This is a genomic window from Novilysobacter antarcticus (assembly GCF_019802285.1).
GTDB classification, from domain to species: domain Bacteria; phylum Pseudomonadota; class Gammaproteobacteria; order Xanthomonadales; family Xanthomonadaceae; genus Novilysobacter; species Novilysobacter antarcticus.
This window is the reverse complement of sequence record NZ_JAIEUJ010000001.1, coordinates 972,088-996,705: the sequence shown is the minus strand read 5'-3', so window position 1 is coordinate 996,705 and position 24,618 is coordinate 972,088. Positions and strand designations below refer to the sequence as shown.

The following is a 24,618-nucleotide window of genomic DNA, read 5'->3' as shown; positions in this document are numbered from 1 at the left end:
TCGCGCGACGGCTGCTATTCGCGCCAACCTGCGCGACAATATGCGCTCGAGCCGATGCACGTTGTCCGCGTGCGAACTCGCCATACAGTTTTACCCCGCGCGCCGCGCTGCGGCCGTCAAACCCCCTTCCTCAACAGGAGCTGGACATGTTCAGCCATTTGCCGCTTTACGCGGGCGACCCGATCCTTTCACTTCAGCAGGCGTACCTGGCCGAGACGCGGGCAGACAAGGTCAACCTCGGCATTGGCGCCTACCAGGACGCAAATGGTGCGATCCCGACGCTGCGCTCGGTCGCCGCTGTTCGCCCGCAGATTGCGGCTGACACGGGTCCGTCCCCGTACCTCCCGATTGCTGGCGCCAAGGCCTACCGCGACGCAGTGACCGAATTGGTGCTCGGCGGTGATCGCTACGACAAAGTGGGCGACCGCGCGGTGGCCATCCAGTCGCTGGGTGGCTCGGGTGCTTTGAGGGTCGGTTGCGACATGCTCAAGCGCTACTTTCCCGACTCGGAAGTCTTCATCAGCGCACCGTCGTGGCCGAACCATCAGGCCATCTTCGAGACGGGCGGGTTCAAGGTGGGCACCTACCGCTATTTCGACACGGCGACCAATGGGGTGGATTTCGACGGTATGCTGGCCGATCTGCAGCAGATGCCGGCGCGGAGCATCGTCATCCTGCATCCGGCCTGCCACAACCCGACCGGCGCGGACCTGACCCGTGCGCAGTGGGATGCGGTGGTCAAGGTGGTTGCCGAGCGCGGCTTGCTGCCGTTCCTCGACATGGCTTACCAGGGTTTTGCCGAAGGTATCGACGCCGACGCCTATGCCGTGCACGCGATGGTCGATGCCGGGATTTCGCTGCTGCTGAGCGTTTCCTTCTCCAAGACGTTCTCGCTGTACGGCGAGCGGGTCGGCGCACTGGTGGCGGTGTGTGATGACGCCGACGTGGCACGTCGGGTGCTGAGCCAGATGGAAATGTCCATCCGCGCGAATTACTCCAGCCCGCCGACGTTCGGTGGCCGGATCGTCACCAGCGTGCTGACCGACCCCGCGCTACGCAAGGACTGGAGGAATGAGGTCGAGGAGATGCGCACCCGCATGCTGCAGATGCGCGAGCGGCTGCATGCCGGCATGAAGGCGCGCGCGCCGTCGCTGGACGTTGACTATCTGGTGACCCAGCGCGGCATGTTCAGCTACACCGGCCTCAACCCGGCGCAGGTCGAGCGACTGCGCACCGAGCACGGCATCTACGCGGTTGGCTCCGGGCGAATCTGTGTCGCTGGTCTGCGCGACGGCAACGTCGATCGGGTCGCCGATGCGTTCGCCCAGGTGATGGACGACCCAGGGTCGAGCTGATGGGCAAGCCACGCGGACAACTCAAACTCGACGGGTTCAACCACCTCACCAAGTCGCTGAGCTTCAACATCTACGACATCTCCTATGCGGTGTCGGAGACCCAGCGCCAGCGCTACATCGAATACATCGATGAGGAGTACGACTCCGACCGCCTGACCGAGATCCTGCTCAAGGTCGCCGAGATCATCGGCGGCACGGTGCTGGACGTCGCGCGCCAGGACTACGACCCGCAGGGCGCGTCGGTGACGATCCTGATGTCGGACCGTCCCGCGGCCGTGCCGCCGCCCGCGCGCGGCAGCACGGTGGGACACATGGACAAGAGCCACATCACCGTCCACACGTACCCGGAGATGCACCCGGATAACGGCATCGCGACGTTCCGGGTCGATATCGACGTGGCCACCTGCGGCCTGACCTCGCCGCTGGAGGCGCTGGATTACCTGATCAAGCAGTTCGATTCGGATGTGGTGATCTGCGACTACCGGGTGCGCGGCTTCACCCGCAACGCCAAGGGCAAGAAGCACTTCATCGACCACAAGATCAACTCGATCCAGGAATCGATCCACAAGCGCCTGCTCGACAAGTACGAGTGCCGCGACGTAAACGTCTACCAGGAGAACATCTTCCACACCAAGATGCATCTGAAGAACTTCAACCTGGATGACTACCTTTTCAGCGAGATGGCGCAGCAGTTGTCGTTCCGCGAGCGCATGCGCATCGAACACCTGCTGCGCAAGGAGATCATCGAGCTCTACCAGAGCTCCCCGGTCGACTAGGTGCGGCCGCATACGCAGGCGTAACCGGGCAGCCGGCATCCTGAGCGGGTAATCCCTCCAGAGTCCCGTTGACCATGGACCTTGATGCGCTGCTGCTGTCGCGGATCCAGTTCGGCTTCACGATCTCGTTCCACATCATCTTCCCGGCCATCACCATCGGCCTGGCGAGTTACCTGACGGTCCTGGAAGGCGCTTGGCTGTACACCAAGCGCCGCGTCTATCTGGACCTCTACCAGTTCTGGATCAAGGTGTTCGCTGTCGCCTTCGGCATGGGCGTGGTGTCCGGGGTGGTGATGGCCTACCAGTTCGGCACCAACTGGAGCGAGTTCTCGCGCTTTGCCGGTGGAATCACCGGCCCGCTGCTGGCCTACGAGGTGCTGACCGCGTTCTTCCTGGAGGCGGGTTTCCTGGGCGTGATGCTGTTCGGGATGAAGCGCGTCGGTCCCGGCCTGCACATGTTCTCCACTGCCGCCGTGGCGGTGGGCACGCTGATCTCCTCAACCTGGATCATCGCCTCCAACAGCTGGATGCACACGCCCAAGGGCCACGAAATCATTGACGGTATCGCGGTGCCGGTGGACTGGCTGGCGGTGATCCTCAATCCGTCATTTCCCTACCGCCTGACCCACATGGTGACCGCGGCTTTCCTGGCCACCGCGCTATTCGTCGGTGCCAGTGCGGCCTGGCAGATGCTGCGCAAGCGCGACAATCCGGCCGTGCGCACGATGTGGTCGATGGCCTTGTGGATGGTGCTGGTGACGGCGCCGCTGCAGGCGATCATCGGCGACTTCCACGGTCTGAATACGCTCAAGCACCAGCCGGCGAAAATCGCGGCGATGGAAGGGCATTGGGAGAACACACCCGGCGAAGGCGTGCCGCTGACCCTGTTCGCCATCCCGGACATGGAGCAGGAGCGCAACCTCTACGCGGTGGAGTTACCGAACCTGGGCAGCCTCATCCTCACCCACAGTTGGGACGGGCAGTTTGCCGGGCTCAAGGAATTCGCCCGCGAGGATCGGCCCAACTCGACCGTCGTGTTCTGGACCTTCCGGACCATGGTGGGCTTGGGCCTGCTGATGATCGCGTTGGGCCTGTGGGGCGCATGGGCCCGCGCTCGCGGCAAGCTGCACACTTCGCGCGGCCTGATGCGTTTTGCGCTGGTAATGGGCCCGGCGGGACTGGCCGCCATCCTTGCCGGGTGGTTCACCACCGAGATCGGGCGCCAGCCGTGGATCGTCCAAGGCCTGATGCGCACATCCGATGCGGTTTCGGCGCACGGCGCCGGCCAGGTCGGTCTCTCGCTGGCGATCTTCGTGGTGGTGTACTTCCTCCTGTTCGGGGCAGGCACGGTCTACATTTTGCGCATCATCGCGCGGGGCCCCGAGCCGGGTGACGGTGATGCTCCGCCCGACGGCGGTCCCGGCCGCAGGAACCAGCCTGGCCGGCCGATGTCCGCTGCCGACGGACGCGAGTCGGGGACGTCGGACGACTACGCCGGCGCGACCACCTACGCCAAACCTGCCGGTGCAGGCAACCTGGGAGGGCCTTTGTGATGGGTATCGACCTGCCGCTCGTCTGGGGCGTGATCATCATCTTCTCGATCATGATGTACGTGGTCATGGATGGCTTCGACCTGGGTATCGGCATGCTGTTTCCGTTCTTCCCGGAAAAGGGTGACCGCGACGTCATGATGAATACCGTCGCGCCGGTCTGGGACGGCAACGAGACTTGGCTGGTCATGGGCGGCGCCGGACTTCTGGCGGCGTTTCCGCTGGCGTACGCGGTCGTACTGAGCGCGCTCTACCTGCCGTTGATCTTCATGCTGGTCGCGCTGATCTTTCGCGGGGTGGCGTTCGAGTTCCGGTTCAAGGTCGAGGAGGGCGGGGAGCGCCCGTGGGACTGGGCGTTCATCGCCGGATCGTATGGGGCGACGTTCTTCCAGGGCGTGGTGTTGGGTGCATTCATCAACGGCTTCGCGATGCAGGGTGACCAGTTCGTGGGCGGGGCGTTCGACTGGTTCACCCCGTTCTCGATGTTCACCGGTGTCGGCCTGGTCGTCGCCTACATGTTGCTGGGCAGCACCTGGCTGCTGATCAAGACAGAGGGCGAACTGCACGATGACCTTCGCCTGCGCACGCGTCATTGGGTGTGGGCGCTTCTGGGTGCCATCGTGGTGGTCAGCATCTGGACCGCGATGTCCCAGCCGGCGATTGCGGAGCGCTGGTTCAGCATGCCCAACCTCCTGTTCTTCGCCCCGGTGCCACTGCTGGTCGCGGCCGTCATGTTCTGGCTGCTGCGGTCGTTGCGCGGCGAGTCCCACACCTCGCCGTTCCTGCTGACCCTGGCGCTGGTGTTCTTGGGTTACAGCGGGCTGGGCATCAGCATCTGGCCGAACATCCTGCCGCCCGACATCAGCTTCTGGGAAGCTGCCGGACCGCCGCAGAGCCTTGGCTTCACCCTGGTGGGCGCACTGCTGATCATTCCGATGATCCTGGGTTACACGGGGCTGGCGTACTGGGTCTTCCGCGGCAAGGTGCGTGCGGGAGAGGGTTACCACTGATGCCAGGCCGTAACCCAGTCCACGCGTCACGGCGGCCCCACTGGGGCAAGCGGCTGGCGTGGCTGGCAGTGATCTGGTTGGCGAGCGTCGCCACCTTGGCGCTGGTGGCGCTGGCGATCAAAGTGATCATGCGAGCGGTCGGCATGACCACCTGAGGCGGTCAGTCGGAGATGAGGCTGGAACTCAGCTCCAGTTGCATTGCAGGAACCGCACCGGGGTTTCGCTGCCTGGCGGTGGCTGCAGCTGGACGCGCGAGTATCGCAGGTCCTCGTAGGGCGCCAGTACTTTGCATATGCCATCGATCTGCTGCTCGCTGGCGTCTGCGTTCACCAAGGCGACCAGCGTAGAGCGTGTAGCCCATGAGGCACGCGAGATCCCCGGCAAGCGACCGACGGCGGCAACGATGTCACGTCGTTGCTCGTCCTCGCTTCCGGAAATCGGCGGAGCCTGGATTTGTGCGTCGGATTCGGCTTGGCTTGGACCGTCGGCGCGCTCCGCCGAGGCCGCAGCCGTATCGGCGCTATCGCGCGTCGGATCCACCACGGCGTCGGGGATCAGGAGCGACGCCAAAAATCCCGCCAGCAGCGCGACCACCCAGACGATGCCCGTGGCGCGGACGGTCAGCCGACGCGCGCGGGCCATGATGTCGTTGTGCAGGCTGGGCGGGAGCAACGGGCTGATCAGCGGCCACAACGTGGCGCCGTCGATCAACTCGATTTCCTGCGGATGTTTACGCAGCTCGCCCTGGATGGTGCCCAGGGTCGCGATGATGCCGCCGCTGGCATTGCTGTCGCGCACGGCTGCGGACATCTGGCTGACCATGCCGGGATCGATCCGGTAATCCACGCCCTGCTTGAAGGTCAGCAGCCAGGTCTGCTCGCCCCGGTTGAGCAGCAGGTCGGCGTTCTGGCCGCGGGTGGGGTCGGGTGACAGGCGACTGGCGGAAAAGCCCTGGGCCTCAAGCGCCTCGATGACGAATCGCGACGATTCGCGCCAGCGCATGGCCGCGAGTGCACGCAGGCCCAACGCGACCACCGTGGCCCGGTTGTGAACCAGCCAGAGCCACGCGCTGCCGGCAGTCCCCAGGATCAGCGCAATCAAGAACGCGGTGGTCATTGGTGAAGCAGTGAGCATGGCGGATATCGGGCGGCAGGCGCCTGAGCAGATCGACCGCTCAATATACGCCGCGAGACTTGTTCTCAGCTGAATCGCTTATCCAGAACGCGCCGCAGCTCGGACTCGATTGGACCCTTCATGGCCACAAACAGGAACCCCAACCTGGCGGTGACGTGCAGGCGGGACGGTGCCACTTCGATTTTCCCTTCGATTCCGCTCCGGTCAAAGTGGAGCGTGTCACCTTCCCAGCGGGACACGACCCCGAAACGATCGGTCAGCTTGTCGGCAATTTCCTGAACCGCCGTGCGTGCCTGCTGCGGTTCCATGGTGTGGGGGTGTTGGATATCGATATCGGACATGCGGATCTCCGTGGGCGAACGCCAGTGTTGGGGGCGGAAGTGAAAGGCTCAAGTCGATCCGCATGCCGGTGCCCGCGCGAGTGGCGTGCGTGGTAGATTTCGCCCCAGTGAATAACCTAAGACTGCGATTCGCCGATGGTGCGCGGGACGACCTTGTACTTGGCGTCGGCGTGCATGCCGTGGGCCAGGACAGCGACGGCAACCCGTGTCTGGTCGATGGCTCCCACGACGCGCGCCTGCAGATATCCATCGACCGCCGCGGTATCTGGCTGCAGTTGCGCGAGCAGTCGCAGGTGATGCATGTCAACGGCCGACCGGTGCGGCGGATGGCGATGCTGCGAGCTGGGGACGTGCTGCACCTGGACGGGGTCGACCTGACCCTGGTGGGTGCCCGCCCCGGCCCGGCTCCCGCGGCAGCCGCGAACGATCCACCCAGGGCGCGCGTGGTCCTGCGCGCCGTCGGTGGTCCCCACCACGGCCGCTGTTTCGATCTGGATCATCCGTGCACGGTTGGAAGCCAGCCCGACGCCGAGCTGTGCATTGCCGAAGCCGGCATTTCCGATCAACACGCCCGGCTGGAGCCGCACAGCGACGGCGTGAGGTTCCGTGCGCTTGGCGCATCGGGGGGAGTCGAGGTCAATGGACATCGGCTGGACGAAGGGCTGCTGATGGCCGGCGACCAGGTGGTGTTCAACGCCAGCCATCGATTCGTAGTGGAAGCGCCTCGGGTTCTGGCACCGCCCGAGCCGCCGGTTGCGGATCCCGCCCCTGACTTGCCTGCAGCCGAAGTGGGTCCCCAGCGCTCACCGCTGATGGCCTCCCTGCGGCGGATTCCGTGGTTGTTGCTGGCGGCACTGCTGATGGCCGGCGCGCTGGCGTTGCTGCTGCTTTACGGCGCGCGCTGAGCAACTGTCGGGAGGCGGTCTTTACATCTTGCTGCAGTGCGGCATACCTTGGGGGTCACGCCCCACTGGAACGCCTCCATGTCACGTCCGTACAACTTCAGCGCTGGCCCTGCGGCCCTTCCCGAAGCAGTCCTTGAGCAAGCAGGCGAGGAGTTGCTGGACTGGAACGGCGCCGGCGCCTCGGTCCTGGAGCTGAGCCATCGCGGCCCCGAGTTCATGCGGGCCGCAGAAAAGGCCGAAGCGGACCTGCGCACGCTGCTGTCGGTACCCGATGACTACGCGGTCCTGTTCCTGCAGGGCGGGGCAACCACCCAGCAGGCGTTGATACCCCTGAATTTCGCCGCGCCGCGCCAAGCCGCCGACTACATCCTTACCGGTCACTGGGGCGCCACTGCCATCAAGCAGGCGCAGCCCTACGTCGACGCCCGGGTAGCGGCCGACACGGCGGATGGTGGTTATCGGGACCTGCCGGCGCGCGCGGACTGGGCGTTGTCGGAAGGTGCGGCCTATGTGCACTACACCGCCAACGAGACCATCCACGGCGTCGAGTTCGACGGGATTCCCGATGTCGGAGACGTGCCGCTGATCGGCGATTTCAGTTCCAGCATTGCCTCCGGTCCCCTGGATATCTCCCGCTTCGGGGTGATCTACGCGGGCGCCCAGAAAAACCTCGGGCCGGTCGGTCTGACGGTGGTGATCGTCCGTCGTGACCTGCTGGCGCGCACCGGCCAGGCGCGCGCGCCGATCCTGGATTATTCCGCCCATGAGCGCGCCGGCTCCATGCTCAACACGCCGCCCACCTTCAACTGGTACCTGGCCGGGCTGATGTTCCAGTGGATGCTGGATGAAGGCGGGGTGGAGGAATTTGCCCGACGCAGCGCCGTCAAGTCGCAGTTGCTGTACGCGGCCATCGACGGGTCGGACGGCTTCTATCGCAACACGGTGGAGCGCAGCGCGCGTTCGCGTATGAACGTCGTGTTCTCGCTCCACGATGAGAAGTTGGATGCACGTTTTCTCGAACAGGCCCGCGCGGCGGGGCTGATCTCGCTGAAGGGCCATCGCGTGCTGGGCGGAATGCGCGCATCGATCTACAACGCGATGCCGGTCTCCGGCGCGCAGGCATTGGCCGACTTCATGGCTGACTTCCAGAAGAGGAACGGCTGATGACTGCCAAGGGCAAGCCGCCTGCAAAGGCTTCGCGCCGGGATGTGGTGCCCAAGAAGCCGGCCGCGCCGAAACTGGCCGAACTGCGCGAGCGCGTCGACGGCATCGATCGGAGCATCCAGGAGCTGATCGCCGAACGGGCGCGGTTCGCCAGCCAGATCGGCCAGGCCAAGGGACCGCTCGCGGCGGCAATCGACTATTACCGCCCCGAACGCGAGGCCCAGGTCCTGCGCCGGGTGGTCGATCGCAACGAAGGCCCGCTGGAAAGCGAGGTTCTGGTGCGGGTGTTCCGGGAGATCATGTCGGCCTGCCTGGCCCAGCAGGAGCCGCTCAAGATCGGCTTCCTGGGACCGGAGGGCACGCATTCGGAGCAGGCGGCGTACAAACACTTCGGCCACTCCATCCTCGGCCTGCCGCTGGGCAGCATCGAGGAGGTGTTCGGCGAAGTGGAGTCGGGAGCGGCGGACTTCGGTGTGGTGCCGGTGGAGAATTCCACCCAGGGCACGATCCAGTCGACGTTGGACACGTTCCTGGGCACCGATGTGAAGATCTGCGGCGAGGTGGAACTGCGCGTGCACCAGCACCTGCTCTCGCGCAGCGGTCGCTTGGAGGACATCGAGCGGGTGTACTCGCATCCGCAGTCCTTCGCCCAGTGCAAGGCCTGGTTGCGCCAGCACCTGCCCGACGCCGAGAAGATCCCATTGGCGAGCAATGCCGAAGCTGCACGCCGTGCCCGCAACGCCGATGACGCGGCAGCGATCGCCGGACTCAGTGCCGCGAGCGTTTACGGACTGAAGTCAGTGGCCGGCCCGATCGAGGACCGCCCCGACAACACCACGCGTTTCCTGGTGCTCGGGCGCGAACTGTTCCCGGCCTCCGGCAATGACCGCACCTCCCTGCTGATCTTCATCAAGGACCAGCCGGGTGCACTTTTCCAGGTGCTGGCGCCGTTCGCGCGCCACGGCTTGAGCATGAACCGGATCGAGTCCAGGCCCGGCCATGGCGGGCGCTGGCAATATGCGTTCTTCGTTGACGTCGGCGGGCACATCGAGCAGGAAGCGATGCGGCTGGCGCTGGCGGAGGTCGATGAATTCGCCGAGCAGGTGCGCGTGCTGGGTTCCTACCCGGTGGCGATCGTATGAGCGAGGTGGTACGGCAGGACTGGCGGGCTGGCAGGGGAACCGCGCTACGCGGCAGCCTGCTCGTCCCCGGGGACAAGTCTATTTCCCATCGCGCGGTGATGCTGGGCGCGTTGGCGGAAGGCACCACCGAGATCCATGGTTTTCTGGAGGGCGAGGACACCCGCGCCACGGCACGGATCTTCACCCAGCTTGGCGTTCGGATCGAGACCCCGGCGCCGACGGTCTGCTTGGTGCACGGTGTCGGCCTGCATGGCCTGCGCGGCGCCGACGAGGTGCTCGACTGTGGCAACTCGGGGACCGGCATGCGACTGCTCGCGGGCGTCTTGGCCGGGCAGGCCTTCGACAGCGTCCTGGTCGGCGACGCCTCGCTGACGAAGCGGCCAATGCGCCGCGTCACCGATCCGCTCACGGCGATGGGCGCGCGGATCGACACCGGTGATGGCGGCACACCGCCGCTGCGCCTGCATGCCAGCGCGGGATTGCGCGGCATCGACTACGCGTTGCCGGTGGCGAGTGCGCAGGTGAAGTCGGCGCTACTGCTGGCGGGTCTGTACGCCGACGGCGAGACCGTCGTGCGCGAGCCACACCCGACCCGCGATTACACCGAACGGATGCTGGCCACCTTCGGTTGGCCGGTGGAGAGTGCGCCCGGCGTCGTCCGCCTCAGCGGTGGGCACCGTCTGCACGCAGCCCGCATCGACGTTCCCGCGGATTTTTCCTCGGCGGCCTTCTTCATCGTCGCCGCAACGATCATTCCGGGATCCGAGCTCCGCCTGCAGGCGGTCGGGATCAATCCGCGCCGGACCGGACTGCTGCAGGCATTGCGTCTGATGGGCGCGGACATCCGTGAGGAAAATCCCCGCGATGACGGCGGTGAGCCGGTTGCCGAGCTGCTGGTCCGCTACGCGCCGCTGCACGGCATCGAGGTCCCGCCCGCGCTGGTAGCGGACATGATCGATGAGTTCCCGGTGCTGTTCGTCGCCGCCGCGTGCGCCACCGGCCGCACGGTGGTCCGCGACGCTGCTGAGTTGCGGGTCAAGGAGTCGGACCGCATTGCGACCATGGCGGCGGGTCTGCGCACGCTCGGCATCAGCATCGAGGAGACGCCCGACGGCGCCGTCATCGAGGGCGGAGCGCTCGGCGGCGGCAGCATCGATACCCACGATGACCACCGCATCGCGATGAGCTTCGCGGTCGCCGCGCAACGGGCTTCGGGCGAGGTCCGGATCAAGGACATCGCGACCGTCGCTACCTCTTTCCCCGGATTCGTCGAACTGGCACGGGGCGTGGGAATGTCCATCGACGGGATTACCGGGTCGTCCCGGCAGTAAGGACAACCCGGTCCTGCCCGATCCGGCGACCGCCGGATCTGTGCCGTTGAGCAGGTCCGCAGAATCCGTGCCGCGCGCTATGCTCCGGCGATGCTGAGCTTCACTCCGGTCGCCCTCGCCAGCCTTGCCTGGCTTGGGCTGATGTTCGGTGCCGCGCTGTATGCCGAGCGCCGGCCGGCGCTGTTTGCCGGTCACTGGCGCCACGTCTATGCGCTGTCGCTGGCGGTGCACTGCACCTCGTGGACCTTCTACGGCACGGTCACCCAGGCCGCGCGCTATGGCTGGCCGCTGCCGCCCACCTTCCTGGGCGCGATCCTGCTGTACGTGCTCGCGGTCGGCTTCATGATCAAGCTGGTGCGCCTGGCCCGCGAGACCAATGCGACCTCCATTGCCGACCTGATCGCCACGCGCCTGGGCAAGGATGCGTGGCTGGCCGCCACCGTCACCTTGGTCGCCGCGCTCGGACTGATTCCCTACATCGCGCTGCAGCTGAAAGCGGTGGCGATGAGTTTCGCCATGCTGACCACCCGCGATGCCGGACTGGCTACGCCGCCGTGGCAGGACAGCGCTCTCTACGTAGCATTGGCCATGGCCGTTTTTGCGATGCTGTTCGGCACGCGGCGCGCGAGCGCCACCGAGCACAACCGCGGACTGGTGCTCGCCATGGCATTCGAGTCGGTGTTCAAGCTTGGCGCGATGCTCGCCATCGGTGCGTTTGTCTGGCTCGGGCTGGACACCGGCGCCGGAGCCTCGGTGCCGGTCCCGATCCAGTCGATACCGACGATGCCCGCGGCGCCCGCAGCCGGCTTCCTGCCACTGGTCCTGCTGGGTGCGCTGGCGATGTTCATCATGCCGCACCAGTTCCACATCGGCGTGGTCGAGTGTCGCGACGAGCGCGACGTGCGCACCGCACGCTGGCAGTTTCCGCTGTACCTGATCCTGATCGCCTTGCCGGTCCTGCCGCTGGCGACCGCCGGTGCGGCGTTGCTCGGCGACTCGGTGCCATCCGACATGTACGTGCTGGCGCTGCCGTTGTCGCAGGGCCATGAGGGCCTGGCGCTGTTTGCGTTCCTCGGCGGACTGAGCGCCGCTACCGGCATGGTGGTGGTCAGCACGCTGACGCTGGGTCTGATGATCGGCAACCACTGGTTCGCGCCGGGACTGCTGCGCGGCGCATGGTCGCGCAACGATGGCAGCGACCTGCGCGGCAGCGTGTTGATGCTGCGGCGGATCGGCATCGTCGCGATCATGCTGCTGGCCTGGGCCTATAGCCGGCTGGTGGGCGGCAACGAGGCGCTGGCGGACGTGGGGGCGGTGTCGTTCTCGGCGTTGGCGACGCTCGCGCCAGCGCTGGGCTTCGCGGTGTGGCGGCCGCAAACGCCGCCGCGCGCGGCCGTGATCGGCGTGGTCGTGGGATTCGCGGCCTGGGCCTGGGTGCTGTTGCTGCCGATGGTGTTCGAGGTGGTCGGGCAACGGCCCGCGTGGCTGGATTCGGGCCCGCTGGGCTTGCACATGCTGTCGCCGGACGGTCTGTTTGGGCTGACCGGCTGGAGCCGTCTGGGACGCGCCGTAGGTGTCAGTCTATTCCTTGGCACGCTGGCCACGGTGCTCGGCTGGACCTGGAGCTGGCGTCGCGATACGCCGCGACGCAGCTACCGGGGCATGGATGCGCAGAGTCTGCGTGACGCCGGCATGCGCTTCCTGCCACGCCACCGCGTCCAGCAACTCTTGCAGAAGGCCCCACCCAGCGGCCCCGTGTCAGCGGCGGTGGAGGCGGGGATCGAGCGCGAGCTCGCGGCCGTCCTCGGCTCCGCCTCGGCGCGCGTTCTGCTGGATGCGGCGCGTAGCGAAAGCGCGCGGGGGCTGGACACGGTGGCCGCGATCGTTGGTGAGGCGTCCGCGGACCTGCGCTTCAACCAGCGCGTGCTGGAAGCCGCGCTGCACAACATGAGCCAGGGCATCAGCGTGGTGGATGCACAGCTCCGACTGGTCGCCTGGAACCGGCGCTACGCCGAATTATTCCAATATCCCGCCGAGCTGCTGCAGGTGGGCCGACCCATCGCCGACCTGTCGCGCTGGGCGATGCTGCAGGGCACGCCACCGGCCGGCGGCTTGGAGCGGGCGCTGGAGCGGCGACTGGCGTTCATGCGCGCTGGATCCCCGCACCTCACCGAACGGATCCTCGCCGACGGCAGCATCATCGAGATCCGCGGCAACCCCATGCCCGGAGGCGGCTTCGTCGCGACGTTCACCGACGTCACTGATTTCCGCCGCGCCGAGGCGGCGTTGCTGGAGTCCAACGAAACTCTGGAGCAGCGCGTCATCGAACGGACCGCCGATCTGCAGATCGCCACCCGCGAGGCCGAGCGCGCCAATGACGCGAAGAGCCGGTTCCTGGCCGCGATCGGCCATGACCTGATGCAGCCGCTGCATGCGGCGCAGCTGTTCACCGATGCGATGTCCGTGCAGGCGGGCAATGACGCGCAGCGCGCGATGCTGGCCCAGATCGCTGGCGCGCTGGATTCCACCGGCGACCTGCTGACCGGATTGCTGGAGATGTCGCGCCTGGAGGCGGGCGGCCTTGTGCCGGAACCACGGGCCTTCGCACTGGCCGAAGTGCTCGAGCCACTGGCATCGGAGTTCAGCGCGATCGCCGCCGCGCGCGGCCTCGGATTCCGCTTCGTGCCGACCCGGGCCTGGGTGTACAGCGATCCGCAGCTGCTGCGGCGCGCACTGCAAAACTTCCTTGCCAACGCGGTGCGCTACACCGCCAGCGGTCGCGTGCTGCTGGGCGTACGTCGTTGCGATGAGTTCATGCGGATCGAGGTGCATGACACCGGTCCGGGCATCGAAGCCGGTATGCAGCAGGCGATTTTCGAGGAGTTCCGGCGCGGCATCGATGCGCCCGGACAGGGGCTGGGCCTTGGGCTGTCGATTGCCGACCGCATCGCCCAGCTGCTCGATGCACCCCTCACGCTGCACAGTGTTCCGGGCCAAGGCACGGTGTTCGCGATGCAGGTTGCGCGCGTCGAGTCGCGCATGCCGGTTGTCGCCAGCGCGCCGCGGGGGCTTTCCGGCCTGCGTGTGTTGCTGGTCGACAACGACGCGCAGGCGCTGGCGGCCCTGTCGGCGATCCTTCGTGCGTGGGGCTGCGAGGTGTTGACTGCGGCGGACCGCGATGGCGCGCGCCGGCATCTCGCTCGCGAACCCGCCGCGCTTTGGCTGTTTGATTACCACCTCGACAACGGCGACACCGGAGTGGCGCTGGCCGAATCCCTGGCCGCCGAACACGGTGCCCGTCCAACCCTGATCCTCAGCGCCGACACCGGCCACGTGGTCCGGCGCGCGGTGCTCGATGCGGGCCAGTCGTTGCTGTCCAAACCGCTCAAGCCGCTCGCGCTGAAATCCGTGCTGGACCGGATGCTGGCTGCAAGTGCGCTGAGTGGTGAGCGCGTGGCTGTTGAGGAAGACTGAACGCGTTGCCCTCAGTCAGCGACCAGGCGGGCCGGGTCGACGAGTTCCAGACTCCTCAGGATCACCCCCGCCTGGGTGCGGTTGCGCACGCCAAGGCGCTCGAAGATTGCCGACAGGTGCGCCTTGACCGTGCGTTCCTGGACGCCGAGCCGATCGGCGATCTGCTTGTTCAACAGCCCTTCGGCAACAAAACTGAGGACCCGGAACTGCTGCGGGGACAAGCTGGCAAGGCGCGCCGCCAGCTCGGCATCATTGGGCGAGCTGCGCGTGTGCGAAACCGATGCACGAAGGGCCGGCGGCAGCCATTGTTCGCACGCCAGTACGGCGCGGATCGCGTCGCGAAGCTCGTCCAATCCGGAGCTCTTGGGCAGATAGCCCGCAGCACCGTGGTCCAGCGCGCGGCGGATCACGCGTGGGTCGTCGTTGGCCGACACGACCACCACCGCGACTCCCGGGTACTGCGCACGGATCGCCGCCAGACCGGCGAGGCCGTGGTTGCCCGGCATGTGCAGGTCCAGCAGGATCAGGTCGATGTCCGGCTCCTCTTCCAGCACCGTAAGAACGGCAGGCAGCGAGTCCGCTTCGTGGACGGTCAGGTCGGCCACCGCGTCGGCCGCCGCGCCACGCAATGCGGCCCGGAACAGCGGATGGTCGTCGGCGATCAGGAGGGAAGGCATCCGCGCCAGATTAGCAACTGCGCAGGCCAGGAGCGTGGTACGAAAGTACGATGAGCCGCTGGCTCGGGTCTTGCTACTGTCGGCGCATGAAAAACTCCCTGCTCGCCGTCGCCCTGTCCGCCGCACTGTCCGTCGCCGTCGGCTGCGCCACCACATCGAATCCAGGAAATGCCGCCATGGAAGCGTCCAGTTTCGGCGCGGTGAGTGTCACCGAACACCGCGGCAACGATGATCTGCTCACCGCGGGCCTGGGTCTGGATGGCTTGCGCGCCATGACCGCACCGGCGTTCGCCGATCCGGAAAACCCGACGGCAGCCGAAGTGCGTCGACGCGCGATCTGGAGCAACTGGCGCGGCATTGCCGATCTCGCGCCGGGCGGCGGCTATGCGGACCTTTACGGCAGCGTCGCGCCATCGCCGGGCCGGGAATTCCAGACGCTGGCCTGGCTGCCGGGCGCGAAGCAACCGCACCGCGTGCTGGTCCAGGTGCCGGACAACTTCGACCAGCAAGCGCGCTGCGTTGTGCTTGCGCCGGCCTCGGGGTCGCGCGGCGTGCTCGGCGCAATTGCGGTCGCCGGCCCGTGGGCGCTGCCGAAAGGCTGCGCGATTGCATATACCGACAAGGGCGCGGGCAGTGACTATTACGACCTCGATGCCGCGTTTGGGGTGCAACTGGACGGCACCATCGGTGGTCCGGATGCCACTCTGGCATTCCAGCCGGAGCGGGGGTCAGCCACGGGCATCGCGTTCAAACATGCGCACTCCGGCGACAACCCGGAAGCGCACTGGGGTGAGCATGTCAGGCAGTCAGCGGAATTCGCGTTGAAGATCCTCAGCGAAGCGTTCCCCGCTGCCGCGCCTTTCCAGTTCGACAACACGCGCGTGATTGCAGTGGGCATCTCCAACGGCGGCGGCGCCGTATTGCAGGCGGCCCAGTCGGCGTCGGCCGGCGACTGGCTGGACGCGGTCGTCGCGGCCGAACCCAACGTGACTGTCGCCGGCGCACGCCCCATCTACGACTATACGACCGAGGCGGCGCTGCTGATGCCGTGTGCGTTGCCTGCGCTGGGAATTCCAGCGATGCCCACCGCGGACGCGCAGTGTGCGGCGCTGGCAACGGCCGGTCTGATCCAGGGCGAGACCCTGGGCGAGCAGCAGCAGTCCGCCTATCAGACACTGCGCGCCAATGGCTGGACCGACGAGGCACTTCGCGCCGGTTCGATCAGCGTCGCCTTCGACCTGTGGCGCTCGGTCGCGGTGACCTACGCCTCAGCCTACGGCCGCTTTCCCGCCGGAGGGCATCCTTGCGGCTATTCCTTCTCGGTGGTGACCGCTGAGGGAGCGCCGCGCCCGGCTTCCGCGATCGAGCGCGCGGCATGGTCATCGGAGGCCGCCGGCATACCGCCGGGCGCCGGCGTCGGGATCGTTGCGCCACCGATCGATCCGGCAAATCCCTTCGCGGATCTGCAGTGTCTGCGCGCACTCTGGGACGGGCCGGGAGCGAACGCCGATCGCGTGCGTCGGGGCATCAGCGAATTGCAGGGCGCCGCGCCGGCGGCCGGACTGCCGGTGATGGTCATCCATGGGCTGGATGATGGTTTGATTCCCCCCGCATTCACCAGCGCGCCGTATGTGGCGGCCGCACGCAGCGCCGGGGCGGATGTGCACCACTGGCAGGTCAGGAACGCGCAGCACTTCGACGCCTTCCTTGGCGTCCCGGTGTACGCAGGGATGTACGTGCCGCTGCTGCCCTATGTGTACGAGGCGCTCGACCGCACGTGGGCGCACCTGGAGAGCGGTGTGCCCATGCCCGGCGACGCGGTCATCGCCACGACGCCTCGCGGTGCGGGCAATCCCTTGCAGGCAGACCACCTGGCGATGCCGCGCTGAGCACCGGGTGAGTCAATTGAGCAACTGCAGGCCAACGATGGTCGCAAGCACCGCGGCGATGATCGCGTAGTTGCCGTCATTGCGGCGGTAGCCGTAGTCATAGCGGTCGCCATAGCCATCCTGGTACCCACGCTGGAAGCCCTGACGGAAGTAGTACTGGTATTCGGCGGGTGAGATGTAACGACCGTTGTAGCCGTATCCCGCGTCCTGATAGGCGTAGTTGTCCCGGTAGTCGCCGCGCCAGCCATCGTAACGGTCAGCCTGGCCGGCTCTCATGCCCTCCTGATAGCCGTGATCCACGGCCTGCTGCATCAGGTTGGCGCCATAGCGGTTGGTGGAGTGCCATTGGCCGCCAAACTGATACCGGTAGCTCGCAGGCGTCGAATAGAACGGGTCGTTGTAGTAGTTGTAGCGGCCCGAGTTCCAGCTGACGTACTGCTGACGCAATCGTTGGTTGTACTGGTCCTGGTAGCGGTACTGATTCGTACGGCGCTGCTGTTGCAGCTGGCGAGCGCGCTGCATGGCGATTTCCCGCTGACGTGCCTGGGCAGCGTAGTAACGGTTGGCCCGTTGCTGGTCATCGTGGATTCGCTGTGTGTGGCGGCGGTCGAGATGACGTGTGTCGCTCGACTGCGGCCGTTGGGGCACACCTGCGCTCGTCGCCTGTCGGGCAGGGCGCGTCGGGCGGGCCGCGTGACGCTGGACCTGGGTCCGAGAGTCGGGCTGGACACGCGATTGCTGGGCGCGGGCAATGGATTCCCTGGCAGCACTCTGGCGCGCCCGGGCGGGCTCCGCAGCCTGCTGCCGCACCGGGGGGCGGGCGTCGCGGCGGACTCGCTGAGGTGCTGCATTGGTGTTGTTTCGTACTTGGGCACGTTTGCCGGAATCCTGACTGCCACTTGCGCTCGCCCTTGGTCGCGGCGCAGCCGGTGCTGTTTCGTTTCGCTCGGCTTTGCGGCGCAGGCGCTCGGTGTTCCCCGCATGCTGCCTGTGCTCGAGTTGCCTGGATTCTCGCCTGCTGTCCTGACCATAGGCGTTGCCCGGCATGGCCAATGCAGAAGCCAACAGAGGGACGGCTATCAATGCCCAGTTGATCCGGCGGGATAGGAGATTCATGTTGGACCCTCGCTGGTAGACCAACACCCCTGTTGGCGCCTTCACCATTGACTCGCATCAGTGAACAGATGCTGAGGTCGGTCGGCGCCATTCAGATTCAGCGACTCGACGCAATCGGATCCGGGAGGCATTTGCCGGGGCGATGTCCGGTTTGCTGCTACGACCTCGTATCAGGGTGCAACGGGTGCGTATTTCATCGCACGCCTGCCGGTTGGAGCGGTCCTCCGATGGCGGGATTCAATGACAACTCGGGCGGGAAGCCCGACGGGGGAGTGCCATGGGTGCGATGCGTTTACTGATGATTATCCTGCTGGCCGGGTTTCACGCCGGTTGCGCAACGATGAGCCAAGGCGACTGCCTGAGCGGGAACTGGTCGCGGATCGGCTATGAGGATGGCGTTGCCGGGTATCCGTCATCCCGCCTCGGCAACCACGAGCAGGCGTGTGCTGCGTACGGCGTCGGCGTGGATGCCCGCGCCTACCTGGAGGCCAGGGAGCGTGGCCTGGAGGTCTATTGCACGCCGTATCGTGGCTTCACGGCAGCCGCCAACGGCCGCAACTACGCCGGCGTGTGCCCGGGCCACCTCGAACCCGGCTTCCTTGCCGGCTTTGGTGACGGCCGTTTCGTGTACGACGCCAAGCAGCATTTCGATGACGTCAGCTCGGACGTTAGTTCCATCGAACACCGGATCCGCAAAGCCGACAAGGACATCGACAAGGCCCAAAAGCGTCTTGGCCACGCCGAGAGTGAGGATGAGCGGAAACGCCTGCGCCGGGAGATCAGCGACCTGCGCGCTGATCTCCGGCGTGCCGAGGAGGACCTGATGCACGCCCGGCGCCGCGAAGACATGGCCCGGCGCGACCTGGACCACGTCAGTCGGCGCTTCGCACCCCTTTATGGGCATTGGTAAGTCATCACGATGACATCGTGATTGGCGGTGCGTTCCGCGCGTTGCCATCGAGCGACCCGCATCCGCAAGAACAGGGAAATGACTATGCTTCGACCTTTGGCAATGGGGCTTCTGCTCGGGCTGACAGGCTTGAGCGTGCCCGCACTCGCCCAGGACACGTCTGCAGCTGGCGACACGATTCTGGTTTTCCACGCGACCGGATCCATGTGGGCCCAGATCGATGGTGTGCCCAAGATCACTGCGGCGCCCAGCGGTAAAACCGGAGCGGCCCAGGCTGCGCCAGCCAAGCAAGAGCCCGTGCCAGAGCCGGCGACCCAGCCACGAGCGGTTGCAACGGGCATGGCCACGCTGGAAGCTACCGACCAGCGCGGCGGTCCCGTGATCAAGAACGATCTCGTGTGGACGGTTCGCCACGGCGCCAGCGGCGATGTGCTGCATGAATCCGACGCCGGCGGCCGCATCGTGGTCGAGCTTCCACGGGGTGTGCACGATGTTTCGGTACGGCGCGTGTCCGACGGTGCCACGGCGGAAGGGGAGATCAAGCTTGACGGCGACAGGGGCACGCTGAGCCTGCCGATCGTGGTTGAGCTCAATGCCAGTCTCACCGTGCCGGAGTCCGCCGCGGCGGGATCCAAGGTCCGGATCGTCTGGACGGGGCCCGATGAGACCGACGACTACATTTCTGTCGGTCCTGCCAATGCTGCGGGCAACGGCCACGCAAACTACACCCGGACGCGGGATGGCAACCCGCTGCAACTGCTGATGCCGGCCGAGGCGGGCACCTACGAGGTGCGCTATGTCAGCCGGAAGACCCACGACGTACTGGCTCGAAAAAGCATTGCAGTGGGTGAAATCACGGCTGGTCTGGAGGTGCCGGTGAAGGCGCCGGCAGGTTCGACGATCAGCGTGGCGTGGACGGGGCCGGATTACCACGACGACTACATCTCGGTGGCCAAGCTGGATGCCGCCGGCAACAAGTACATCAACTACACACGCACGTCCTCCGGCAATCCCTTGAAGCTGTTGATCCCAGCCGAGCCGGGCAGCTACGAGGTTCGCTATGTGCAGCGCCAGTCCCACAAGATCCTCGCGAGTGAGAAAATCGATGCAACCGCAGTGGCCGCATCCTTGAAGCTGCCGGCCAGCGCCGCGGTAGGCTCGAAGATCGCGGTGGAGTGGACCGGTCCCGACTACCGCGATGACTACATCTCGATAGCGAAAATCGACTCGCCAGGAGGAAGCAGTCTTGATTACAAGCGAACCCGCGATGGTTCGCCGGCGGAGATCAAGCTGCCCGATGAGATTGGCACCTATGAGGTCCGCTACGTCCAGCGTCAGGATCACCGCATCCTGGCCAGCAAGAAAGTCAGTGTGACGGACTGACCCTGAGAGCCCTTGCCTGCGTGTGGCTAGGGTCGAGACGCGAAAGAAAAAAGGCACCCTTGCGGGTGCCTTTTTATTGCCTCCTACGGATCAGGCGCCGCTGCGTGACCCGCCACGCCCGCTGCCCGGACGCCCACCGCCGCGGGGGCCGCCCGGTCGCGGGCCGCCGGGGCCCGCGCGCCGACCGGCTGGTTTGCCGGCGCCAGGCTTGCCGGCCGGACGGTTGCCGCCGGGTCCGCGCGGCTTGTCACCGTAAGGATTGAAGCCGCCCGGGTTGGCGTGATCAGACGGAAAGCTGGGTGCGCCATCGGGGTGCCCGTACGGAGGGCGCGGTCCGCGCGCCTGACCGCCTGCGGGTGCACGGCCCTTGTAGCCGCCTGCGGGTTTGTTCCCGTAGGGCTTTTTCGGGCCACGGCTGTCCGCGTTTCGATGGCCGCTGGGGCCGGTGTTGACCCCATCGGGCACGTACCAGGTGCGGAACGCCGCCGGGTTGCCGTCTGGCAGTGGCTGCTGGCCCTTGGGCGCGCGCTGTTTGTAGGGCCGCTGCGACTGCTTGGCGGCGGCCTCGCCGCTCACTGTCAGCCCGCCATGCCGCTTGGGCGCGCCGCGACCGCGGCCGCGATCCTCGCGCACGTTGTCGAAGCGGCGCAGTTCCCGGCCTTCGTCGGCGCTGGTAACGTGGCCACCTACATAGCCCGGGCTCTGCGGCCGGCCCGTCAGATTGATGGTGGAGCGGGCTGCCTTGCGCTGGCCGATCACCGGCAGCAGGGTCAGCGCCGACGGCGTGCCGTCTTCCAGTCCCAGCTCCTTGCGCAGGCTGTCCACCCGCTCAGTGCTCATTTCGATCGATTGGCCACGGAGCAGTTCGCGCGGCAGGTCGACCGAGCCATACTTGATGCGCTTCAGACGACTGACCTGGCAGCCCTGCGACTCCCACAAGCGGCGCACTTCGCGGTTGCGTCCTTCCTTTACCACCACCCGGAACCAGTCGTGCGAGTCCGCGCCGCCGATACGCTCGATGTCGTCGAACTTGGCCGGGCCGTCCTCCAGCGAAACACCACGCTTGAGCCGCTCCACGACTGCGTCCTCAACCCGGTCCTCGCCTTCGGGTGCGCGCACCCGGCACACGTACTCACGCGACACTTCGTGCGAGGGGTGCATCAGCGTGTTGGCCAACTCACCGTCGGTAGTCAACATCAGCAATCCAGTGGTGTTGATGTCCAGACGGCCAACAGCGATCCAGCGCGCGCCTTTGAGCGCGGGCAGGGCGTCGAAAATGGTCGGGCGACCTTCGGGGTCTTCGCGGGTGGTGACCTCGCCTTCGGGCTTGTTGTACAACAGCACGCGGGACGGCTCGGTCAGGGCGCTGGCGACAAACTGCCGTCCATCCAGCTCGACCTTGTCGCCGCTGCCGATGGATACACCGACCTGGGCTACCTCGCCGTTGACCTTGACCAGGCCGTCGGCGATGCGCTGCTCCAGCGCCCGGCGCGAGCCCAGTCCGGCCTGGGCCAGGACCTTGTGCAGGCGTTCCTGCAGGCGCGGTGTCGCGGTGCCGGCGTCGTCCTTGCCGTGTTTGAGTGAAAGCTTGCTGCGTGTTTCTTCAGTCATTTGCGTAACTCCGACGAGGCTTCTTCGGCATCGTCATCTTCGAGTGATCCGTGGCGTTCCATCGTCTCGATGGCGTCGTCCGCGGTGTTGGAATCGTCAGCCGGCTGTTCCCGTGCGGGAATAGCGACGGCCTCGGCATCGTTCTGGTCCAGCGCCGGCTCGGTGGCAATGCCACCGGCAGCGACGGATCCGGGTGTTTCCGGGGTGGCACGCGGCTCGAACTGCAATTGCGGTTCCAGCTCGCCGATGTCCCCCAGCTCCGCCAGTGGCGGCAGTTCATCAAGGCGTTTCAGCCCGAAATAGTCGAGGAACGTCCGGGTCGTGCCCAAAAGCGCGGGCTTGCCGGGCACATCGCGGTGACCGACCACGCGGATCCATTCGCGTTCCTCCAGCGAGCGGATGATGTTGCTGCTGACCGACACCCCGCGGACCTGCTCGATCTCGCCGCGGGTAATGGGCTGGCGGTAGGCGATCAACGCCAGCGTTTCCAGGGTGGCACGGGTGTAGCGGGTCTGGCGCTCAGTCCACAAGCGGGCGACCCAGGGATGCACGTCGGCGCGGACCTGGTAGCGAAACCCCGAAGCCAGCTCCACCAGCTCGACGCCGCGTCCTTCGCAATCATCCTGCAGCGCCTGCAACGCCTGCGCAACGTCGCTGGCAGCCATCGGCTGCTCGTCGTCCCCGGCGAGCAGCTCGCCCAGCTGGGCAATGCTCACCGGCTGGTGGGCGGCCAGCAGGACGGCTTCGATGATTCGTTTTATCTGGGTCTGTTCCATGCAGCGTGTCGTTGTGTGTATTGGTGCGGTGCGCTCAAGGCGCTTCGTCGTTGGCGGGGTCATCGAACTCACTGCTGAGCTGGATCTCTTCCGGTGCCGTGCCGATGGCCAATGACTTGATGTAGATCTGAGCGAGGGGCGCTTCCTGCACGATGTCCACCAGCTGCTCCTTGGCCAGGGTGAGGATGCCCAGGAAGCTCACCACCACCCCCATCCTTCCTTCGTTGGCCTCGAACAGGGATTCGAAGCGGTGGAATTCGCCGTCATCGAGCCGGGCCAGGAGTTCGCCCATCCGCTGGCGGACACTGAGTGCATCGCGCTTGATCGCGTGTTGCGTGTACAGCTCGGCGCGCTTGAAGACGTCGTGCAGCGCCAGCAGCATCTCGCGCAGATCAACTTCGGGCGGCAAACGCACCGCGGCACGATCCGGGACGAACGCCTGCGCGGGAACGGTATCGCGATCCTGCCGGGGCAGGGCGTCGATGTCCTGGGCGGCCTTCTTGAAGCGTTCGTACTCCTGCAATCGACGAACCAGTTCCGCCCGTGGATCTTCTTCGTCGTCTTCGTCCGACACCGCACGCGGCAACAGCATCCGCGACTTTATCTCGGCCAGGATCGCCGCCATCACCAGATATTCGGCTGCCAGTTCGAAGCGCAGTTGGTGCATCGCCTGGATGTAATCGACGTACTGGCGGGTGATCTCCGCAACCGGGATGTCAAGGATTTCCAGGTTCTGGCGGCGAATCAGGTAGAGCAGCAGGTCCAGCGGGCCCTCGAATGCGTCCAGGATCACTTCCAGCGCATCGGGCGGAATGTAGAGGTCCTGCGGAATCTGCAGCACCGGTTGCCCGTGCACCATCGCCAGTGGCATTTCCTGCTGTCGCGGCGACACCCGGGCCGGGATCTCCCCGTCCGGTACCGGTGTTTCCTGGTTGTCATCGGTCGCGGCGGGCGCGGAAACGTTTGTCATGCGGTGCCGGCCCCTCCGGGCCGTGGCGCTGCGTTGTAGCGGTTGCGTCGGAACATCACAACTCGATCCTTGGCGCGCTGCACATGAAAGGCGTGAGCGGCCGGGACAGGATCGGAATACTGCAGGTCGGCGGCAGGAATACGGTCCAGCCATCGTCGGGCTGCGACGATGATCATGCGATGTTTGGACATGCAGCAGTAAAACCCGATCTGCTGACAGTTGAATCGATCTGGGATGAACACCGCTGTGGCAGGCGCGGCCATGGCATCGCGAAGATCGTTACGGCGGCAGGGCCGTAGCCGTAAGGGACGCGACGTCTTTATCCAACTCAGGTTCCGGACAGGTTACGGGCTGCGTGGAGCGCTGTCCAGCGTTGCCCCGCCGGGCTTGGCCTACAATCAGCGCTGGTCGGATTGTCGGGTGGAAATGAAACGATGCTTTACGTGATTGAGGGATATGACGGCGAGGAGGTGCTGGCCCTGCGCGGCAAAGCCCGGCCCGCACATCTGGCCAGGCTGGAGGCACTGCGTGACGCCGGCCGACTGCTCCTGGCCGGACCATGCCCTGCGATTGACGCGGAGGACCCGGGTCCGGCGGGGTTCAGTGGCAGCCTGGTGGTGGCCGAATTCGAGTCCCTCGAAGCCGCGCGCGAGTGGGCGGACGCCGATCCTTATGTGGACGCCGGGGTGTACGAGCGCACCGAAGTCCGGCCGTTCCGGCAGGTGCTGCCGTGACCGGCGGTCTGCCGCGCGAGCAGCGCGTGCCGGCGATCCGCGCGGCCATCGAATCCGCCCTGGCTCCGGTTTCCCTGTCGGTCGAGGATGACAGCGCGCGCCATGCCGGCCATGCGGGTGCGCGCGACGGTCGTGGCCACTTCAATGTGGAGGTCGTCAGCGACGCGTTCCGTGGGCTGGCTCCCCTGGCGCGGCATCGGCGGGTGTACGACGCCGTCGGCGCAATGATGGAAACCGACATCCACGCGCTGTCGATCATCGCTCGCACCCCGGAAGAAGCGGACTAGCCCGGCGCCGCCCTGCGGGCACCGCCCAGCGACCGCTATACTCGCGGGCGGCCGCTGGTTTGCCGGCTTCCTGACATCCACCG

23 protein-coding genes are annotated in these 24,618 nt (G+C 66.3%); 15 read left to right on the top strand and 8 right to left on the bottom strand.

Going from position 1 to position 24,618, the window contains the following annotated elements; genetic code table 11:
* The first annotated feature begins 140 nt into the window (after positions 1 to 140).
* The 5 genes from KZ491_RS04515 (at position 141) to KZ491_RS04495 (ending at position 4,846) form a co-directional block, all read left to right on the top strand.
* The gene (locus KZ491_RS04515; RefSeq protein ID WP_281421648.1) at positions 141 to 1,355 is read left to right on the top strand and encodes an amino acid aminotransferase; all 1,215 of its coding nucleotides are present in this window, start codon (positions 141 to 143) and stop codon (positions 1,353 to 1,355) included.
* Positions 1,355 to 2,131 (top strand): adenosylmethionine decarboxylase, encoded by a 777-nt coding sequence (gene speD, locus KZ491_RS04510; protein ID WP_043959274.1) that lies wholly within the window; start codon positions 1,355 to 1,357, stop codon positions 2,129 to 2,131. The genes KZ491_RS04515 and speD overlap by 1 nt, the downstream gene beginning before the upstream one ends.
* A 74-nt stretch (positions 2,132 to 2,205) precedes the next feature.
* Entirely contained in the window at positions 2,206 to 3,684 is a 1,479-nt protein-coding gene (locus KZ491_RS04505) for a cytochrome ubiquinol oxidase subunit I (protein WP_222564750.1), read from the top strand.
* A complete protein-coding gene (gene cydB / locus KZ491_RS04500; protein ID WP_222564616.1) occupies positions 3,684 to 4,691 on the top strand; it encodes a cytochrome d ubiquinol oxidase subunit II in 1,008 nt (335 codons plus the stop codon). Before KZ491_RS04505 ends, cydB begins: the two co-directional genes overlap by 1 nt.
* Positions 4,691 to 4,846: a DUF2474 domain-containing protein gene (locus KZ491_RS04495; protein ID WP_222564615.1), complete on the top strand. Its 156-nt coding sequence runs from the start codon at positions 4,691 to 4,693 to the stop codon at positions 4,844 to 4,846. The genes cydB and KZ491_RS04495 overlap by 1 nt, the downstream gene beginning before the upstream one ends.
* A 28-nt stretch (positions 4,847 to 4,874) precedes the next feature.
* Here KZ491_RS04495 and KZ491_RS04490 read toward each other — a convergent pair whose 3' ends face one another.
* The gene (locus KZ491_RS04490; RefSeq protein ID WP_222564614.1) at positions 4,875 to 5,825 is read right to left on the bottom strand and encodes a restriction endonuclease; all 951 of its coding nucleotides are present in this window, start codon (positions 5,823 to 5,825) and stop codon (positions 4,875 to 4,877) included.
* Between the two features lie 65 nt (positions 5,826 to 5,890).
* Entirely contained in the window at positions 5,891 to 6,166 is a 276-nt protein-coding gene (locus KZ491_RS04485; protein WP_222564613.1) for a polyhydroxyalkanoic acid system family protein, read from the bottom strand.
* Positions 6,167 to 6,273: 107 nt separating this feature from the next.
* Between KZ491_RS04485 and KZ491_RS04480 the strand changes: the two genes are divergently transcribed.
* The 5 genes from KZ491_RS04480 to KZ491_RS04460 all read left to right on the top strand — a co-directional run bounded on the left by KZ491_RS04480 (position 6,274) and on the right by KZ491_RS04460 (position 14,182).
* A complete protein-coding gene (locus tag KZ491_RS04480) occupies positions 6,274 to 7,071 on the top strand; it encodes an FHA domain-containing protein (RefSeq protein ID WP_222564612.1) in 798 nt (265 codons plus the stop codon).
* A gap of 78 nt (positions 7,072 to 7,149) precedes the next feature.
* A complete protein-coding gene (gene serC, locus KZ491_RS04475) occupies positions 7,150 to 8,235 on the top strand; it encodes a 3-phosphoserine/phosphohydroxythreonine transaminase (RefSeq protein WP_222564611.1) in 1,086 nt (361 codons plus the stop codon).
* On the top strand, positions 8,235 to 9,377 hold the full coding sequence (gene pheA / locus KZ491_RS04470) for a prephenate dehydratase (protein WP_222564610.1): 1,143 nt from the start codon (positions 8,235 to 8,237) through the stop codon (positions 9,375 to 9,377). Before serC ends, pheA begins: the two co-directional genes overlap by 1 nt.
* Positions 9,374 to 10,708, top strand: a complete 1,335-nt coding sequence (gene aroA, locus KZ491_RS04465) for a 3-phosphoshikimate 1-carboxyvinyltransferase (RefSeq protein WP_222564609.1) — start codon at positions 9,374 to 9,376, stop codon at positions 10,706 to 10,708. Before pheA ends, aroA begins: the two co-directional genes overlap by 4 nt.
* A 90-nt stretch (positions 10,709 to 10,798) precedes the next feature.
* The gene (locus KZ491_RS04460; RefSeq protein WP_222564608.1) at positions 10,799 to 14,182 is read left to right on the top strand and encodes a PAS domain-containing hybrid sensor histidine kinase/response regulator; all 3,384 of its coding nucleotides are present in this window, start codon (positions 10,799 to 10,801) and stop codon (positions 14,180 to 14,182) included.
* Positions 14,183 to 14,193: 11 nt separating this feature from the next.
* Here the strand turns inward: KZ491_RS04460 and KZ491_RS04455 are convergent, their stop codons facing one another.
* Positions 14,194 to 14,859, bottom strand: coding sequence for a response regulator transcription factor (locus KZ491_RS04455; protein ID WP_222564607.1), 666 nt, complete (start codon positions 14,857 to 14,859; stop codon positions 14,194 to 14,196).
* Positions 14,860 to 14,909: 50 nt separating this feature from the next.
* On the opposite strand from KZ491_RS04455, the gene KZ491_RS04450 reads away from it, so the two are divergent.
* Positions 14,910 to 16,748 carry a 3-hydroxybutyrate oligomer hydrolase family protein gene (locus tag KZ491_RS04450; RefSeq protein ID WP_425493080.1) on the top strand — a complete coding sequence of 613 codons (1,839 nt, stop codon included), beginning with the start codon at positions 14,910 to 14,912 and terminating at the stop codon, positions 16,746 to 16,748.
* Positions 16,749 to 16,760: 12 nt separating this feature from the next.
* Here the strand turns inward: KZ491_RS04450 and KZ491_RS04445 are convergent, their stop codons facing one another.
* Positions 16,761 to 17,270, bottom strand: coding sequence for a hypothetical protein (locus KZ491_RS04445; RefSeq protein ID WP_222564605.1), 510 nt, complete (start codon positions 17,268 to 17,270; stop codon positions 16,761 to 16,763).
* 934 nt (positions 17,271 to 18,204) lie between these two features.
* Here KZ491_RS04445 and KZ491_RS04440 point away from each other — a divergent pair.
* Both KZ491_RS04440 and KZ491_RS04435 read left to right on the top strand, forming a co-directional pair.
* Positions 18,205 to 18,774, top strand: coding sequence for a DUF2799 domain-containing protein (locus tag KZ491_RS04440; RefSeq protein WP_222564604.1), 570 nt, complete (start codon positions 18,205 to 18,207; stop codon positions 18,772 to 18,774).
* A gap of 78 nt (positions 18,775 to 18,852) precedes the next feature.
* A complete protein-coding gene (locus KZ491_RS04435) occupies positions 18,853 to 20,157 on the top strand; it encodes a hypothetical protein (RefSeq protein WP_222564603.1) in 1,305 nt (434 codons plus the stop codon).
* Between the two features lie 90 nt (positions 20,158 to 20,247).
* On the opposite strand, the gene KZ491_RS04430 is transcribed toward KZ491_RS04435, so the two are convergent.
* The 4 genes from KZ491_RS04430 to KZ491_RS04415 are packed head-to-tail and all read right to left on the bottom strand — an operon-like array spanning position 20,248 to position 23,777.
* Positions 20,248 to 21,768, bottom strand: a complete 1,521-nt coding sequence (locus KZ491_RS04430; protein WP_222564602.1) for a pseudouridine synthase — start codon at positions 21,766 to 21,768, stop codon at positions 20,248 to 20,250.
* Entirely contained in the window at positions 21,765 to 22,544 is a 780-nt protein-coding gene (gene scpB / locus KZ491_RS04425) for an SMC-Scp complex subunit ScpB (protein WP_222564601.1), read from the bottom strand. Before scpB ends, KZ491_RS04430 begins: the two co-directional genes overlap by 4 nt.
* 34 nt (positions 22,545 to 22,578) lie before the next feature.
* Positions 22,579 to 23,514, bottom strand: coding sequence for a segregation and condensation protein A (locus tag KZ491_RS04420; RefSeq protein WP_222564600.1), 936 nt, complete (start codon positions 23,512 to 23,514; stop codon positions 22,579 to 22,581).
* Positions 23,511 to 23,777 carry a hypothetical protein gene (locus KZ491_RS04415; RefSeq protein ID WP_222564599.1) on the bottom strand — a complete coding sequence of 89 codons (267 nt, stop codon included), beginning with the start codon at positions 23,775 to 23,777 and terminating at the stop codon, positions 23,511 to 23,513. Before KZ491_RS04415 ends, KZ491_RS04420 begins: the two co-directional genes overlap by 4 nt.
* A gap of 171 nt (positions 23,778 to 23,948) precedes the next feature.
* Here KZ491_RS04415 and KZ491_RS04410 point away from each other — a divergent pair, with 171 nt between their 5' ends.
* Positions 23,949 to 24,248 carry a YciI family protein gene (locus tag KZ491_RS04410; RefSeq protein ID WP_222564598.1) on the top strand — a complete coding sequence of 100 codons (300 nt, stop codon included), beginning with the start codon at positions 23,949 to 23,951 and terminating at the stop codon, positions 24,246 to 24,248.
* The gene (locus KZ491_RS04405) at positions 24,245 to 24,535 is read left to right on the top strand and encodes a BolA family protein (RefSeq protein WP_343225533.1); all 291 of its coding nucleotides are present in this window, start codon (positions 24,245 to 24,247) and stop codon (positions 24,533 to 24,535) included. The genes KZ491_RS04410 and KZ491_RS04405 overlap by 4 nt, the downstream gene beginning before the upstream one ends.
* Positions 24,536 to 24,618: the final 83 nt, after the last annotated feature.